The sequence below is a fragment of the Streptomyces dryopteridis genome, from assembly GCF_049606955.1.
Taxonomy (GTDB): Bacteria; Actinomycetota; Actinomycetes; order Streptomycetales; family Streptomycetaceae; genus Streptomyces.
In genome coordinates this window covers 2,722,537-2,735,951 of sequence record NZ_CP187113.1, presented here as the reverse complement: position 1 = coordinate 2,735,951, position 13,415 = coordinate 2,722,537, and the positions used below count along the sequence as shown (strand labels likewise).

Below are 13,415 nucleotides of genomic sequence, written 5' to 3'. Positions count from 1 at the left end.
GTCACACCGGAGCGGGGCTTGCGGGTCATCCGTGCGAATTCCCCCTAGCATGAAGGGGGCGCACCGGGAGTTTCCGGACCGGAGCCGGGCGTCCGAGGAGGGCACCCGTGGTGACAGCGACCGACACCGACACCCCGCGCGGCAGTGTGTGGCTCAGCCCCGGTCCGGTCGGATCCACCCGCCGTCGGGGCGAGTTGCCCACGGGGCTGGACCGCGAGCGGATCACGGTCCGGGCCGTCGGCCTCCTCGACGCCGAGGGCCTGTCCCGGTTCTCGATGCGGCGGTTGGCGGCCGAGTTGGGCGTGACCGCGATGTCCCTGTACTGGTACGTGGACACCAAGCACGATCTGCTCGAACTGGCCCTGGACCGGGCCCTGGGCGAGGTCCGGTTGCCCCCGGAGCCGGCCGGGGCCGACTGGTCGGAGCGGTTGCGGGAACTGGCCCGGGGGCACCGGGCGGTGTCGGCCGCGCACCCGTGGGTGGCGCGGCTGATCGGCGAGTACCCGAACATCGGGCCGCACGCGCGGGCCTTCGACGCGGCCCTGCGCCGGATCCTGGAGGCCACCGGGTTGAGCGAGGCCGGTCGGTCGGGGGCCCACCTCGTGGTCTCGCGCTTCCTCCAGGGGCACGGGTGCCGGCCGCGCGGGACGGCCCCGGGCGAGTTCGAGATCGCCCTGGACCTGCTGGTGGCGGGCATCGAGGGGTACGCCGCGCGCGCGGAACGCGTCGCGGGGGCCTGAGCCGACGCCGAAGGGCCCCGCTCCGGTGTGGTGGAGCGGGGCCCTTCGGGGATCACGGGGCGGTGCGGGTTCAGTCCTCCGCGCGGGCCGAGCGGGGGCTCGGGACGGCGGTGGCGGGCTCGATCTCCACCCCGCTCGCGGCGGCCGTGTCGGCCGCGCCGTTCTCCACGCTCGCGGCGGCGGGCTGCGCGGTGGGGTTGCCGGAGCGCAGCGCGACCTCCTTGATGAACAGGCAGAGGACGAGTCCGAGGGCGGCGAACGGGGCCGCGTAGAGGAACACGTCGCCGACGCCGTGCCCGTAAGCGCTCTCCATCACCTGGCGCAGCGGGGCGGGCAGCTTGTCGAGGTCGGGGATGCCCCCGCCGCCGGTGCCGCCGTGGCCGAAGGCCGCCGCGGCCTTCGGGCCGAGCGCGGTGATGCCGTCCTTGACGTAGCCGGTGACCTGGTGGGCCATGACGGCGCCGAGCGCCGAGACGCCCACCGCGCCGCCGAGGGAACGGAAGAAGGTGACGACGGAGCTGGCCGCGCCGAGGTCCTGCGGGGCCACCTGGTTCTGGGTGGCGAGGACGAGGTTCTGCATCATCATGCCGAGGCCGAGGCCGGTCAGCGCCATGAAGATCGCCGTGTGCCAGTACGGGGTGTCGTACCGCAGGGTGCCGAGCAGGCCGAGGCCGGCCGTGAGCAGCACGCCGCCCGCGACGAGGAACGCCTTCCACCGGCCGGTCTTGGTGATGATCTGACCGGAGACGGTGGAGGAGACGAACAGGCCGCCGATCATGGGGATGGTGAGGACGCCGGACATGGTCGGCGACTCGCCCCGGGCGAGCTGGAAGTACTGGCTGAAGAAGACGGTGCCGGAGAACATCGCGACGCCGACGAACAGGGACGCGGCCGAGGCCAGGGTGATGGTCTTGTTGCGGAACAGGCGCAGCGGGATGATCGGCTCGCTCGCGCGGTTCTCGACCACCACGAACAGCACGCCGAGCAGCAGCGCGCCGCCCGTCATCGCCCAGGTCTGCCAGGAGACCCAGTCGTAGGAGTCGCCGGCCTGGGTGACCCAGATCAGCAGCAGCGAGACGGCGCCGCTGATCAGGAACGCGCCGAGCCAGTCCACCTTCACGTCCCGACGGACCACCGGGAGCTTCAGGGTGCGCTGGAGCACCACCAGGGCGATGATCGCGAAGGGCACGCCGACGTAGAAGCACCAGCGCCAGCCGAGCCAGTCGGTGTCGGTGATCACGCCGCCGAGCAGCGGGCCGCCGACGGTGGCGACGGCGAAGACCGCGCCGAGGTAGCCGCTGTAGCGGCCGCGCTCGCGGGGCGAGATCATCGCGGCCATCACGATCTGGGCCAGGGCGGAGAGACCGCCGACGCCGATGCCCTGGACCACGCGGCAGGCGATCAGCATGCCGGTGTTCTGGGACATGCCGGCCACCATGGAGCCGACCACGTAGATGACCAGGGATATCTGGACCAGCAGCTTCTTGCTGAACAGGTCGGAGAGCTTGCCCCACAGCGGGGTGGCGGCGGTCATCGACAGGAGGGCGGCGGTGACCACCCAGGTGTAGGAGGACTGGGTGCCGCCGAGGTCGGTGATGATCTGCGGCAGGGCGTTGGAGACGATCGTCGAGGACAGGATCGCGACGAACATGCCGAGCATCAGCCCGGACAGCGCCTTCATGATGTCGCCGTGCGTCATGGGGGCGGATTCGGGCGGGTTCTCCGACCGGTTGCCTCCCCGCACACCCTTCGGTGTGGTCGTGGCCATGTGGTTCCTCAGTTCTGGAAGCTCGATCGGAGTCGGGCCAGCAGGATGGTCAGGTGGGCGACGTCCTCGGCGGACCAGTCCGCGAGGGCGTGTTCCAGCGCCGCCGTGTGGCGGGCCGTCAGTTCGGTCAGCAGGTCACGGCCGGCCGGGGTGATCCGCAGGATCCGGCAGCGGCCGTCGGCCGGGTCGGGCACGCGCTCGACCCAGCCGCGCTCCACGACGTGGGTGACGTGTCGGCTGGTCACCGAGATGTCCACGGCCAGCAGTTCCGCGAGCCGGCTGACCCCGGCGCCGCCGTGGCGGTCCAGGACGGTCAGCACGGCGGCGGGGCCGGGCGGACAGGCGGCGGGCAGGTGGCGCGCCAGTTCCCGTTTGACCGCCCCGATCGCGGAGAGGCGGCGTGCCAGCTCCTCGTAGAGCGAGGCCGTGACCGCGGTCATCCCGCACCCTCCCCGTATGTCGTTGCTTTGAGCAACCATAGGATCGTTGGTTGCCGCAGGCAAACTGATTCGGGCAAGACGGGGTAAAGGAACCCCAAGGAATCGGAAATGTGGAGCCGCTGCGGGTTGCGAATCGCAGGAAAAGCGACATTCAGGGCTGGGGGATGCCGGGTGGGTGTCGGGTCAGCGCCAGGTGGCGGTCACCTGACGGGTCTCGATGTGCATGCCCAGCGGCACCCGCCAGGCGTCCACGCAGACCGTGAAGCCGGCCGTGCGGGAGCTGCCGCCGGCGATCGGGACGGGGAGGGCCTGGGTGCTGGTGCGGGTGCCCCAGTCCACCCCGAGCGCGCCGATGATGTGGGTCGCGAAGGTGACGGTGCCGGAACGCGCGGCGGTCCCGCCGCTGTTGGTGAACGTGACCGTGACCCGTTCGCACCAGCGGGCGCCGGCCGCGGCGCGCGCGGGCGGGCCCACGGAGATCCGGGCCGGGGAGGGCGGGGGCTTCGGCGGGTCGGAGGGGGTGGGCTTCGGTGGCTTCGACGGGGTCGGGGTGGACGGGGTGGGCTTCGCGGGTGGCGGCTTCGGCGTGCCCGGCCCGCCCGAGGACGAGCCCCCGGACACGGACCCGCCCGTGCCGCCGGACGCCGAGCCCCCGGACGCGGAGCCCCCCGAACCGGAGCCGCCGCTGCCCGAGCCGCCGGAGCCGCTCGTGCCGCCCGAGGCGGAGCCGCCCGTGCCGCCGGACGCCGTGCCGCCGGCGCCGCCGGTCGCGGAGCCGCCCGTGCCGCCGCCCGTGCTCGCGCCGCCGGGGGTGCCGCCCGTGGTCCCGCCCGTGCCCGTGTGGCCCGAGGTGTCGCCGGCGCCGGACGGGAGGCCGGGCGTGGTCCCCGGCGTCGTGCCGGGAGTGCCGGACGGGGGCGTGCCGGGGGCGCCGGGGCGGTCGAGGGGGTGCAGTTCCACCCCGCCCCGGGGCGGCACGGGGCGCCCGGCGGACGGCGTGGAGCCGTCCCCGGCCGCGCCCATGGCCGCGAAGCCCGGGCCCGCGCCGTCGCCGCACCCGCCGAGGCAGACGGCGGCGAGGGCGGTGACGGCGGTCAGGGCGAGGGCGCGCGTGACCGATGCCGGGGGTCCTCCTTGGCGCATGGCGGCAGTGTTGCTGACGAACCGTCAAAGAGGAAGGGTGCGGGGCCGGGGCCCCGCGCGGTCAGTCCCCGATCAGACCCTGCCGGAGCTGGGCCAGGGTGCGGGTGAGCAGCCGGGAGACGTGCATCTGGGAGATGCCGACCTCCTCGCCGATCTGCGACTGGGTCATGTTCGCGAAGAAGCGCAGCATGATGATCTGGCGCTCCCGGGGCGGCAGCTTGGCCAGCAGCGGCTTGAGGGACTCGCGGTACTCGACCCCTTCGAGCGCGGTGTCCTCGTACCCGAGCCGGTCGGCGAGCGAGCCCTCGCCGCCGTCGTCCTCGGGGGAGGGGGAGTCGAGGGAGGAGGCGGTGTAGGCGTTGCCGACGGCGAGCCCGTCGACGACCTCCTCCTCGGTGACGCCGAGCACGGCCGCCAGCTCCGGCACGGTCGGCGACCGGTCCAGGCGCTGGGCCAGGTCGTCACTGGCCTTGGTCAGCGCCAGCCGCAGCTCCTGGAGCCGGCGCGGGACGCGCACGGACCACGAGGTGTCGCGGAAGAAGCGCTTGATCTCGCCCACGACGGTCGGCATCGCGAAGGTGGGGAACTCGACCCCGCGTTCGCAGTCGAAGCGGTCGATCGCCTTGATCAGGCCGATGGTGCCGACCTGGACGATGTCCTCCATCGGCTCGTTGCGGCTGCGGAAGCGGGCCGCCGCGTACCGCACCAGCGGCAGGTTGAGCTCGATCAGGGTGTCCCGCACGTAGGCCCGCTCGGGGCTGTCGGTGTCGAGGCCGGCGAGTCGGTGGAACAGGGAGCGCGAGAGCGTGCGGGTGTCGATGGGCGCCGGCGGGGCTGCCGTCGGTTCGGACACGGCCGGTGCGGTCTCGTCCTTGACGAGTGTGAGCACCTTGGAGCTGCCCTGTTCTACGGACATGCCACCCCCTTGAGGTCGCGGACGGTCGCGTCGGGCGCTTCCGTCGGAGGAACGCAGCGCCTCCACCTGAATACCGGAGGCGGGGCTGCGGCAAACGCGGTTCAAGCAGAATGTCACATGTCGGCAACACGCTGTAGCGCCAAGTCGACATATCCGTCCAGCGACAGTGGTGAAACTTTGAGAAATGTCCCGATATGTCGGGGTCGGCGCCGATGATCTCCACTCTTTCGGGTCAGGCTTCGATCCTGTTTGCGGATCGGAGCCGGGCGAAGCTGCGCGCGAGCAGTCGGGAGACGTGCATCTGCGAGACCCCGAGCTCCGCGCTGATCTGCGACTGGGTCAGGTTGTTGTAGTACCGCAGCAGCAGGATCCGCTGTTCCCGCTCGGGGAGTTGGACGAGCAGGTGCCGCACGAGGTCGCGGTGCTCGACCCCGGCCAGCTCCGGGTCCTCGTAGCCGATCCGGTCCACCAGCCCCGGCAGCCCGTCGCCCTCCTGCGCCGCCTCCAGCGAGGTCGCGTGGTACGAGCGGCCCGCCTCGATGCAGGACAGCACCTCGTCCTCGCCGATCCGCAGCCGGGCCGCGATCTCGGCGGTGGTGGGGGTGCGGCCGTGCTGGGTGGTGAGGTCCTCGGTGGCCGCGTTCACCTGCACCCACAGCTCGTGCAGCCGGCGCGGCACGTGCACGGTGCGCACGTTGTCGCGGAAGTAGCGCTTGATCTCGCCGACCACGGTGGGCATCGCGAAGGTGGGGAACTGCACGCCGCGGTCCGGGTCGAAGCGGTCGATGGCGTTGATCAGCCCGATGGTGCCCACCTGCACCACGTCCTCCATCGGCTCGTTGCGGCTGCGGAACCGGGCCGCCGCGTACCGCACCAGGGGCAGGTTCGCCTCGATCAGGGCCCCGCGCACCCGCTGGTGCTCGCCGGTGCCCGGCTCCAGGGTCTTCAGCCGCCCGAAGAGCACCTGGGTCAGCGCCCGGGTGTCCGCGCCGCGCCCCTGCGGGCGGGCCTGGCCGCTCGGGCCGAACGGGGTCGAGCGCGGGGCCGGCCCCGGCGGGCGCGAGGCGGCGGCCGGCGCGAGGGCCGTCGTGACGGCCGGCGCGAGGGTGGTCGGGCCGGCGGGGGAGGCGGGAGCGTGCGGCTCCTGCTGGGGTGGCACCTGAGGCGCAGTACTGGCCGGCACGGTTCGCCACCCCTTCGTCACACATCAAGTCTTCCGTCAAAAGCGGTCATAGCATCACAAGACATGTGCACCGTGTGCAAGCACCCTATATCGCCGTGTTGTGGGCAAGTTGGGCAATTCAGGGCAATTTTCGAAGGTTCTCGCACGTGGCATGCGGGTGGTTTTCCCGGGGACGAGAAAAGCCCCGCGCCGAGGACGGCGGGGGCGGATCGGGGGCGGGTCGAGGAAGAAGGGGCGGCGGCGCGTCGGGCGCGATCAGGTGACCAGTTCGGTCATGAACGTCCCGATTCCGGTCGCGGCGTCCGATATCCCCTGGAAGCCGATGCCGACGAAATCCGCCGCTTTGGCCGGTTGGGTGATGATCACGTAGAGGACGAACACGACAAGTGCGCCCATGATGATCTTCTTGACGTCCATGAGCGGTTTCGGCCTCCCCTGCCGGTCCTTGCTGCGTCGGGCGAGTGTAGCGGGTGCTCCCCGATCACTCACCTGCGCTTTAGGGACCAATGGCCCCGGGTGCGGGGCCCTTTGCCGCCGGCGGGGGGTGGTGGGCGAGGGCAGAATTGTTCTCGAGCCCACCGGTTCTGGCAGGAAATCGGAGGGCGGAGGGACAGGACCTCACTGCGGGGTCCGAGCCGCAAGCTTCCCCCCTGACTGCGGCTTGGACTGGCAGGTCCGTCCTCATCGGGGGAAGCGGCTTGTCCCCCCGATGCCGCTTCCCCCGTCCCAACGTGCGAAGGCCCCGACCTCAGGTCGGGGCCTTCGACGCGTTGTCCGGGGCCGGGCCCCGAGGCGTCCGCTACTGGATCGCGCCGAGCAGGCCGAGCACCGGGGCCGCGGGCTCCACCACGGGCATCAGCTTGTCCGGGACGGTGGCGAGCTGGTCCAGCTGCCGCAGCTCGTTCAGCTGCGAACCGATCTCCTGGACGTTGCGCGGGGTGGCCCCCGGCGGGGTGCCGGGCGCCGAAGGCAGGTCCGGGAGGGTCAGGGGGGCCAGGGCAGGACCGGCCTCGGCGGCGGAGGCGGCGGGGGCGGCGAGGCCGGCGGCGGCGCCCGCGAGGGCGAGGGCGGCGAGGACGCGCTGGGTCTTGGTCATGCCGTGTCAACGGGAGCGGGGGAGGGGCGGTCACGCGAGGGAGGCGCGAACGGCGCGGGCTCACCGGTGCGGAGTACGACGCGCGCCGGGGCGCGGGCCGGTCACGGGTCGGGCGCGGGCCGCGCGGACGCCGGTGTGGATACGCCGAGAGCCCCAACCCTTGCGGGGCGGGGCTCTCGATCGAGCGGTAGCGGTGGGATTTGAACCCACGGAGGAGTTGCCCCCTCACACGCTTTCGAGGCGTGCTCCTTCGGCCGCTCGGACACGCTACCGAGAGAGAGCTTAGCCCACGCCGGCCCGAGTACCGAAATCCGTTCCCGGGCGCCGCGCCGTCGCGGGCTCCGGGGCAGGTCACAGGGTCCGGAAGAACTCCGTGAGACGGGCCGCGCACTCGGCTCCCAGGACCCCGCGGATCACCTCGGGGCGGTGGTTGAGCCGCCGGTCGCGCAGCAGGTCCCACACGGAGCCGGCCGCGCCGGCCTTCTCGTCGTCCGCCCCGAACACCACCCGGGCCACCCGGGACTGCTGGACGGCGCCCGCGCACATCACGCAGGGCTCCAGGGTCACGACGAGGGTGCAGTCGGTCAGCCGCCACTCCCCCGCGCGCGCCGCGGCCCGGCGCAGGGCGAGGAGTTCGGCGTGGGCGGTGGGGTCGCCGAGGGCCTCGCGCTCGTTGTGCCCGGTGGCCAGGACGGAGCCGTCGGGGGCCAGGACGAGGGCGCCGACCGGCACGTCGCCGGCCGGCACGGCCCGTTCGGCCTCCGCCAGGGCCCGCCGCATGGGCTCGTACCAGGGCGCGCGGACCGGATCGGCCGCCGCGAGCTCGGGGAACGCCGTGCCGGGATCGGGGTCGGGGGCGGGGTCGGGGACGGGCCCGGAACCCGTGGTGCCGGTTCCGGGCCCGAGGTGGTGCTCGATGCCCACTAGCGCACGGCCTCCAGCACCTCGGACGCGCCGAGGGCCTCCGCCAGTTCGCCGATGGCGTCCCCGTCGAACGCGGCCAGTTCCCTGGCCGAGACGCCGAGGTCGGCCAGCAGCCGGTCGTCGCCGAGGGGGCCCTGCGGGGCGCGGTCGCCGCCCTGCCGGGGGGCGCTCACGTGGGCCTCGGCCACCGGGTCGGTGTCCGGGGCCGGGTCCGCCTCGTCCGGGTCGTCGGGGTAGTGGGCGGTCGGCTCCTCCTCCTCGTCGCCCTCGGTGCCGTCGAGGTCGAGGACGTCGAGGTCCTCGTCCTCGTTCGAATCGGTGCCGAGCAACTCCTCGGTGAGCAGCGCTCCGTACGAACTGCGGGCGGCGAGGGCCGCGTTGGAGACGTACAGGCGCGGGTCCTCTTCGCCGTCGATCCGGATGACGCCGAACCAGGCGTCCTCCTGCTCGACGAGCACGACCACCGTGTCGTCCTCGACGGCGCCTTCTCGCGCCAGTTCCGTCAGGTCCGTCAGTGTTTCGACGGAGTCGAGTTCCATGTCGCTCGCTACCCACCCGTCTTCGGTGCGCGCGAGCAGAGCGGCGAAATACACCGTGACTCTCCCACTGGTCATAGGCGTGCCGGTTGGAGGGTCCCCCCGGCGGAGGCGGACGGGGGGCGGACGGAGCGCGTGCGCGCCGTCTCGACCCCGATCCCCTCGGCATCGTGGCAGAAACGGCGGCGATGCGAGAGGTCTTCCGCGCTTGCGTCGTGCCGCGCCACCCCCGCGCCGGGCCCTCGGGGCGCACACGGACTCCGTCGGACGCGCGCGCGGGCGCCCGTGCGCCGCCTCGGGCGCCGGGGGACGGCGGGGCGCGGGGGCCTCACCCGTACGGCCCCGCGCGGCCGGCGCCGCGCTCACCACCGGAACGTGCGCATCCGCATCTGTTGGCGCATCCGGGCGGCCCGGGCGCGGCGGGGCTGGACGCGGTCGCGCAGTTCCCGGGCCTCGTGCAGCTCGCGCAGGAACTGGGCCCGGCGGGCCCGGCGCTCGGCGGCGGTCTCGGGGGCGTCGGGGTCGGGCGCGTCGTCCCCGCGGTCGGTGTCGGGGTCGGCGGGCGGGCCGGCGCGGGTGCCGGAGCGGGGGCGCGCGGTGTCGCGTACGTCACCCGGATCGGCGGGGTCGGTTCCGGCGCGGCGTGGCGGCAGGGGGCGTCCGCCGCGCGCTCCGGTCGGCTGCTCCTCGGCCATCGGCCACCACCCCAGGCTGGTTGGTCGGTGTCGTCCCCCTCCGCCGGCGCGAAGCGGACCCCCGGAATCCCACCTTCCCCCGGACCGGGGGTTTGACGCCACAGCGCGCGCGGGCGCGAGCGGTCTCACATGCCGGTCGGGCCCGGTTACTGTGGGGACATGCGGATTCACGTCGTCGACCACCCGCTGGTGGCGCACAAACTGACCACCCTGCGCGACAAGCGCACCGACTCCCCCACCTTCCGTCGGCTCGCCGACGAACTGGTGACTCTCCTCGCGTACGAGGCGACCCGGGACGTGCGCACCGAGTCCGCCGACATCGAGACCCCGGTCGGTCCGACCACCGGCGTGAAGATGTCCTACCCCCGTCCCCTGGTGGTGCCGATCCTGCGCGCCGGTCTGGGCATGCTCGACGGCATGGTGCGGCTGCTGCCGACGGCCGAGGTGGGCTTCATGGGCCTGGTCCGCAACGAGGAGACGCTGGAGCCGTCCACGTACGCGACCCGGATGCCCGAGGACCTCTCGGGGCGCCAGGTGTACGTGGTGGACCCGATGCTGGCCACCGGCGGCACCCTGATCGTCTCGATCAAGGAACTGATCAAGCGGGGCGCGGACGACGTGACCGCCGTGGTGCTGCTGGCGGCGCCCGAGGGCATCGAGATCATGGAGCGCGAGCTGGCGGGCCAGCCGGTGACCGTGGTGACGGCCTCGATCGACGAGCGGCTCAACGAGCACGGCTACATCGTGCCGGGCCTCGGCGACGCGGGCGACCGGATGTACGGCGCGGCCGAGTAGCGGTCGGGTTCTTCGCGGACGTTCGGGAACGGACGGGCCGGTGCGGCGCGCGGGCGGGAGCCCGGCGTCGTCGGGTCCCGTCCGTTTCCCGTGTCAGCAGGTGGTGGACGGTGCGGGGGCGGGCCTGGTGAGGGCGGCCAGGGCGCGGGCCGCGTCCTCCTTGCCGGCGAGGGCGGTGAAGCCGGTGCCGAGGATGAGGTCGACCTCCCGGCCCTCGCGGGTGTCGTTCTGCTGCTTGGCGCCCGGGAGCTGGGTGCCGAGCACGGTGTAGACGCCCTTGTCGGTGCGGGGGGAGCCGAGCAGTATGCCGACGCCCGGGATCTTCTTGTCGAAGGCCGCGGGGGCGTTGCCGACCGTGCCGACGACGAACCCGCGTTTGCGCAGTTCCTCGCCGACGGACTTGGCCAGGCCCGCGCGGGGGGTGGCGTTGAAGACGTTGACGGTGATCCCGCTCGGGGCGGGCAGGGCCGGGGCGGCCGGGGTCGTGGGGGCCGCGGCGGCGGCCTGACGGACCCGGGTGGCGCCGGTGGGGGCTTCGGGGTGGGCGGGGGCGCCGGCCTCGGGGCAGTTCTTGCGGCCGGCGGCCGAGGCGCGGTGTTCGGTGGGGGCGTCGCCTTGGAAGACGTCGACGAGTTGCAGGGTCCCGTAGCCGAGCAGGCTCAGCGTCAGGGTGGAGCCGAGGGTGGCGAGGATGACGCGGCGGCGGCGTCGGGGGCGTTTCATACGAGGGTAGGCGGCTCCCGTGACGCGGTATTTTCCGCCCATGCCGGGGGGAGTGAGCATACTCATGAGCGCAGGGTAGTGCCGCTCCGTGACGATGCCTACCGAATGATCAACGGATTTATCGAACCCGACCCGAAAGGCGCAACCGGCCGCAAAGGCGGCGCGCCGGGGAATGTATTCGAATCTTCATTCGCGCACGGGTTTCACGCGACGCGGGATTCGCACGGGGCGGCCGGCGCGGGTGGTGCGGGACGTGGCGGGCGATACGGGAGTCGCGCACGGGATCAGGGCAGCGGTGCGCGCGGGCCCGCCCCGGTGGGCCCGGGGCCGCCCGGGACCGGCCCCGCCGGGCCGGCGCGGCCGGGGGATCAGCCCAGTTCGAGGACGCGGGCGTGCAGCACCTGGCGCTGCTGGAGCGCGGCGCGCACGGCCCGGTGCAGCCCGTCCTCCAGGTAGAGGTCCCCCTGCCACTTCACGACGTGCGCGAAGAGGTCCCCGTAGAAGGTGGAGTCCTCGGCCAGGAGCGTCTCCAGGTCCAACTGACCCTTCGTGGTGACGAGCTGGTCGAGTCGGACCGGGCGCGGCGCGACGTCCGCCCACTGCCGGGTGCTTTCCCGTCCGTGGTCGGGGTACGGCCGCCCGTTTCCGATGCGCTTGAAGATCACACGGAAAGCCTACCGGGCCGGCGCCTGCGGGCGCAGCCTCGCGCCACGAGTGCAAAGGTGACGAAACAGGGCTATTCCGGGAGCGAACATGAGCGAGCAGGGCACCGGTCCGGGGCCGGACGGGGAAGCGCCGGCGAACGCGGGCGGAACGGCGCGAGCGACCGGGCCGACGGCCGACGCGGAGGCCGGGCCGGCCGCCCGGATCGGTTCCGGTTACGCCTTCGCCGGGCCCGCGCTGGAGTTGGGGGCGCTGCTGTGGGAGGGCGTCTGCCGGCCCGAACACCCGATCCGGATCCCGCTGGCCGTGCTCAACCGGCACGGGCTGGTGGCCGGGGCCACCGGAACCGGCAAGACCAAGACCCTCCAACTGGTGGCCGAGCAGCTCTCCGCCGCGGGGGTCCCGGTCTTCCTCGCCGACGTGAAGGGGGACGTGTCCGGGATCTCGGCCCCCGGCCCGGCCTCGGCGAAGGTCGCCGAACGCGCCGCCGACGTGGGCCAGACCTGGGAGCCGGCCGGGTCCCCGTGCGAGTTCTACTCCCTCGGCGGCATCGGCCCGGGAATTCCGTTGCGGGCCACCGTCACGAGTTTCGGGCCGATCCTGCTCTCGAAGATCCTCCGACTGAATCAGACCCAGGAACAATCCCTCGGACTGATCTTCCACTACGCGGACTCCAAGGGCCTGGAACTCTACGACCTGAAGGATCTCCGGGCGGTGGTCGCGTTTCTCGTGTCGGAACGCGGAAAAGCGGAACTCAAGGGGATCGGCGGCCTTTCCACCGTCACCGCCGGGGTGATTCTCCGGGCCCTCACCGCGTTCGAACAACAGGGGGCCTCGGATTTCTTCGGGGAACCCGAATTCGACACCAGCGAACTGCTGCGGACCGCCGGCGAGGGGCGCGGGGTGGTCTCGGTCCTGGAGCTGGCCGCCGTGCAGGACAAGCCGCAGCTGTTCTCCACCTTCCTGATGTGGCTGCTGGCCGATCTGCACGGCCGGCTGCCCGAGGTGGGCGACCTGGAGCGGCCCAAGCTCGTGTTCTTCTTCGACGAGGCGCACCTGCTGTTCAACGGGGCCTCGAAGGCGTTCCTGGAGGCCGTCACGCAGACGGTCCGGCTGATTCGCTCGAAGGGGGTCGGGGTGTTCTTCGTGACCCAGACCCCCAAGGACGTCCCCGCCGACGTGCTCGCGCAGCTCGGCAACCGGGTGCAGCACGCGCTGCGGGCCTTCACCCCCGACGACGCCAAGGCCCTCAAGGCCACCGTGCGCACCTTCCCCGAGTCCGCGTACGACCTGGAGGAGCTGCTCACCTCGCTCGGCACCGGCGAGGCCGTGATCACGGTCCTCGACGACCGGGGCGCGCCCACCCCGCCCGCCGCCACCCGACTGCGGGCCCCCGCCTCGCTGATGGGGCCGATCGAGCCGGCCGCGCTCACCGCCGCCGTGACCGCCTCCCCGCTCTGGGCGCGCTACGCCGAGCCGGTGGACCGGGAGTCGGCCTACGAGAAGATCAGCGCCGAACAGGCCGCCGCCGAGGCCGAGGCGCTTGAGGCGGCGCGGGCGGCGGAGGCCGAGAAGGCGGCGAAGGCGGAGGCGGCGGCGGCCCGGCGGGCTCCGAAGCCCGATCCCTCGCTCGCCGAACAGGTGGTGGGCAGCGGACTGTTCCGGTCCCTGGCCCGGTCCATCGGCACGCAGCTCGGGCGGGAGATCTCCCGGGCCGTGTTCGGCACCCGCAAACGCTGATCGCGGAGGGTTGATTGACCGGGTTCACGGGCCGTCAAATGACCTTCTGACCC

The 13,415-nt window shown here is 73.0% G+C and carries 15 protein-coding genes and 1 tRNA gene; 3 read left to right on the top strand and 13 right to left on the bottom strand.

The features are described 5' to 3' along the window. Window positions 1–107 precede the first annotated feature (107 nt). Window positions 108–740 carry a TetR/AcrR family transcriptional regulator gene (locus ACN20G_RS11575; RefSeq protein WP_424212660.1) on the top strand — a complete coding sequence of 211 codons (633 nt, stop codon included), beginning with the start codon at window positions 108–110 and terminating at the stop codon, window positions 738–740. A gap of 70 nt (window positions 741–810) precedes the next feature. Here ACN20G_RS11575 and ACN20G_RS11570 read toward each other — a convergent pair whose 3' ends face one another. From ACN20G_RS11570 to ACN20G_RS11520, 11 genes are all read right to left on the bottom strand, one after another. Further along, window positions 811–2,508, bottom strand: coding sequence for an MDR family MFS transporter (locus ACN20G_RS11570; protein ID WP_424212659.1), 1,698 nt, complete (start codon window positions 2,506–2,508; stop codon window positions 811–813). Between the two features lie 8 nt (window positions 2,509–2,516). Then, window positions 2,517–2,948: a MarR family winged helix-turn-helix transcriptional regulator gene (locus ACN20G_RS11565; protein ID WP_424212658.1), complete on the bottom strand. Its 432-nt coding sequence runs from the start codon at window positions 2,946–2,948 to the stop codon at window positions 2,517–2,519. Window positions 2,949–3,131: 183 nt separating this feature from the next. Next, window positions 3,132–4,091: a hypothetical protein gene (locus ACN20G_RS11560; RefSeq protein ID WP_424212657.1), complete on the bottom strand. Its 960-nt coding sequence runs from the start codon at window positions 4,089–4,091 to the stop codon at window positions 3,132–3,134. A 61-nt stretch (window positions 4,092–4,152) separates the two neighbouring features. Continuing rightward, window positions 4,153–5,007 (bottom strand): RNA polymerase sigma factor SigF, encoded by an 855-nt coding sequence (locus ACN20G_RS11555; protein ID WP_424212656.1) that lies wholly within the window; start codon window positions 5,005–5,007, stop codon window positions 4,153–4,155. Window positions 5,008–5,239: 232 nt separating this feature from the next. Continuing rightward, window positions 5,240–6,211, bottom strand: a complete 972-nt coding sequence (locus tag ACN20G_RS11550) for a SigB/SigF/SigG family RNA polymerase sigma factor (protein WP_424212655.1) — start codon at window positions 6,209–6,211, stop codon at window positions 5,240–5,242. A gap of 234 nt (window positions 6,212–6,445) precedes the next feature. Then, window positions 6,446–6,607 (bottom strand): hypothetical protein, encoded by a 162-nt coding sequence (locus tag ACN20G_RS11545; RefSeq protein WP_424212654.1) that lies wholly within the window; start codon window positions 6,605–6,607, stop codon window positions 6,446–6,448. A gap of 382 nt (window positions 6,608–6,989) precedes the next feature. Then, on the bottom strand, window positions 6,990–7,286 hold the full coding sequence (locus ACN20G_RS11540) for a hypothetical protein (RefSeq protein WP_424212653.1): 297 nt from the start codon (window positions 7,284–7,286) through the stop codon (window positions 6,990–6,992). 185 nt (window positions 7,287–7,471) lie between these two features. Continuing rightward, window positions 7,472–7,558: transfer RNA gene (locus ACN20G_RS11535), tRNA-Ser, on the bottom strand. A 79-nt stretch (window positions 7,559–7,637) separates the two neighbouring features. Next, window positions 7,638–8,066: a tRNA adenosine(34) deaminase TadA gene (gene tadA / locus ACN20G_RS11530; RefSeq protein ID WP_424215478.1), complete on the bottom strand. Its 429-nt coding sequence runs from the start codon at window positions 8,064–8,066 to the stop codon at window positions 7,638–7,640. A gap of 143 nt (window positions 8,067–8,209) precedes the next feature. After that, a complete protein-coding gene (locus ACN20G_RS11525) occupies window positions 8,210–8,803 on the bottom strand; it encodes a hypothetical protein (protein ID WP_424212652.1) in 594 nt (197 codons plus the stop codon). A 305-nt stretch (window positions 8,804–9,108) separates the two neighbouring features. Beyond that, window positions 9,109–9,399, bottom strand: a complete 291-nt coding sequence (locus ACN20G_RS11520; RefSeq protein ID WP_424215477.1) for a hypothetical protein — start codon at window positions 9,397–9,399, stop codon at window positions 9,109–9,111. 201 nt (window positions 9,400–9,600) lie between these two features. Here ACN20G_RS11520 and upp point away from each other — a divergent pair, with 201 nt between their 5' ends. Then, complete coding sequence (gene upp, locus ACN20G_RS11515) at window positions 9,601–10,236, top strand: uracil phosphoribosyltransferase (RefSeq protein WP_424212651.1); 636 nt, start codon at window positions 9,601–9,603, stop codon at window positions 10,234–10,236. Between the two features lie 93 nt (window positions 10,237–10,329). Here upp and ACN20G_RS11510 read toward each other — a convergent pair whose 3' ends face one another. After that, window positions 10,330–11,025: a LytR C-terminal domain-containing protein gene (locus ACN20G_RS11510; RefSeq protein ID WP_424212650.1), complete on the bottom strand. Its 696-nt coding sequence runs from the start codon at window positions 11,023–11,025 to the stop codon at window positions 10,330–10,332. 302 nt (window positions 11,026–11,327) lie between these two features. Further along, window positions 11,328–11,624: a type II toxin-antitoxin system VapB family antitoxin gene (locus tag ACN20G_RS11505; protein ID WP_003955420.1), complete on the bottom strand. Its 297-nt coding sequence runs from the start codon at window positions 11,622–11,624 to the stop codon at window positions 11,328–11,330. Window positions 11,625–11,712: 88 nt separating this feature from the next. On the opposite strand from ACN20G_RS11505, the gene ACN20G_RS11500 reads away from it, so the two are divergent. Then, window positions 11,713–13,362, top strand: a complete 1,650-nt coding sequence (locus tag ACN20G_RS11500) for a helicase HerA-like domain-containing protein (RefSeq protein ID WP_424212649.1) — start codon at window positions 11,713–11,715, stop codon at window positions 13,360–13,362. The last annotated feature ends 53 nt before the right edge of the window (window positions 13,363–13,415 follow it).

Excerpts from the sequence above, each read along its gene's own strand:
- ACN20G_RS11570 (WP_424212659.1), bottom strand. The coding sequence starts at position 2,508 with ATGGCCACGACCACACCGAAGGGTGTGCGGGGAGGCAACCGGTCGGAG.
- ACN20G_RS11565 (WP_424212658.1), bottom strand. The coding sequence starts at position 2,948 with ATGACCGCGGTCACGGCCTCGCTCTACGAGGAGCTGGCACGCCGCCTC.
- ACN20G_RS11560 (WP_424212657.1), bottom strand. The coding sequence starts at position 4,091 with ATGCGCCAAGGAGGACCCCCGGCATCGGTCACGCGCGCCCTCGCCCTG.
- ACN20G_RS11555 (WP_424212656.1), bottom strand. The coding sequence starts at position 5,007 with ATGTCCGTAGAACAGGGCAGCTCCAAGGTGCTCACACTCGTCAAGGAC.
- ACN20G_RS11545 (WP_424212654.1), bottom strand. The coding sequence starts at position 6,607 with ATGGACGTCAAGAAGATCATCATGGGCGCACTTGTCGTGTTCGTCCTC.
- ACN20G_RS11540 (WP_424212653.1), bottom strand. The coding sequence starts at position 7,286 with ATGACCAAGACCCAGCGCGTCCTCGCCGCCCTCGCCCTCGCGGGCGCC.
- tadA (WP_424215478.1), bottom strand. The coding sequence starts at position 8,066 with ATGCGGCGGGCCCTGGCGGAGGCCGAACGGGCCGTGCCGGCCGGCGAC.
- upp (WP_424212651.1), top strand. The coding sequence starts at position 9,601 with ATGCGGATTCACGTCGTCGACCACCCGCTGGTGGCGCACAAACTGACC.
- ACN20G_RS11510 (WP_424212650.1), bottom strand. The coding sequence starts at position 11,025 with ATGAGTATGCTCACTCCCCCCGGCATGGGCGGAAAATACCGCGTCACG.
- ACN20G_RS11500 (WP_424212649.1), top strand. The coding sequence starts at position 11,713 with ATGAGCGAGCAGGGCACCGGTCCGGGGCCGGACGGGGAAGCGCCGGCG.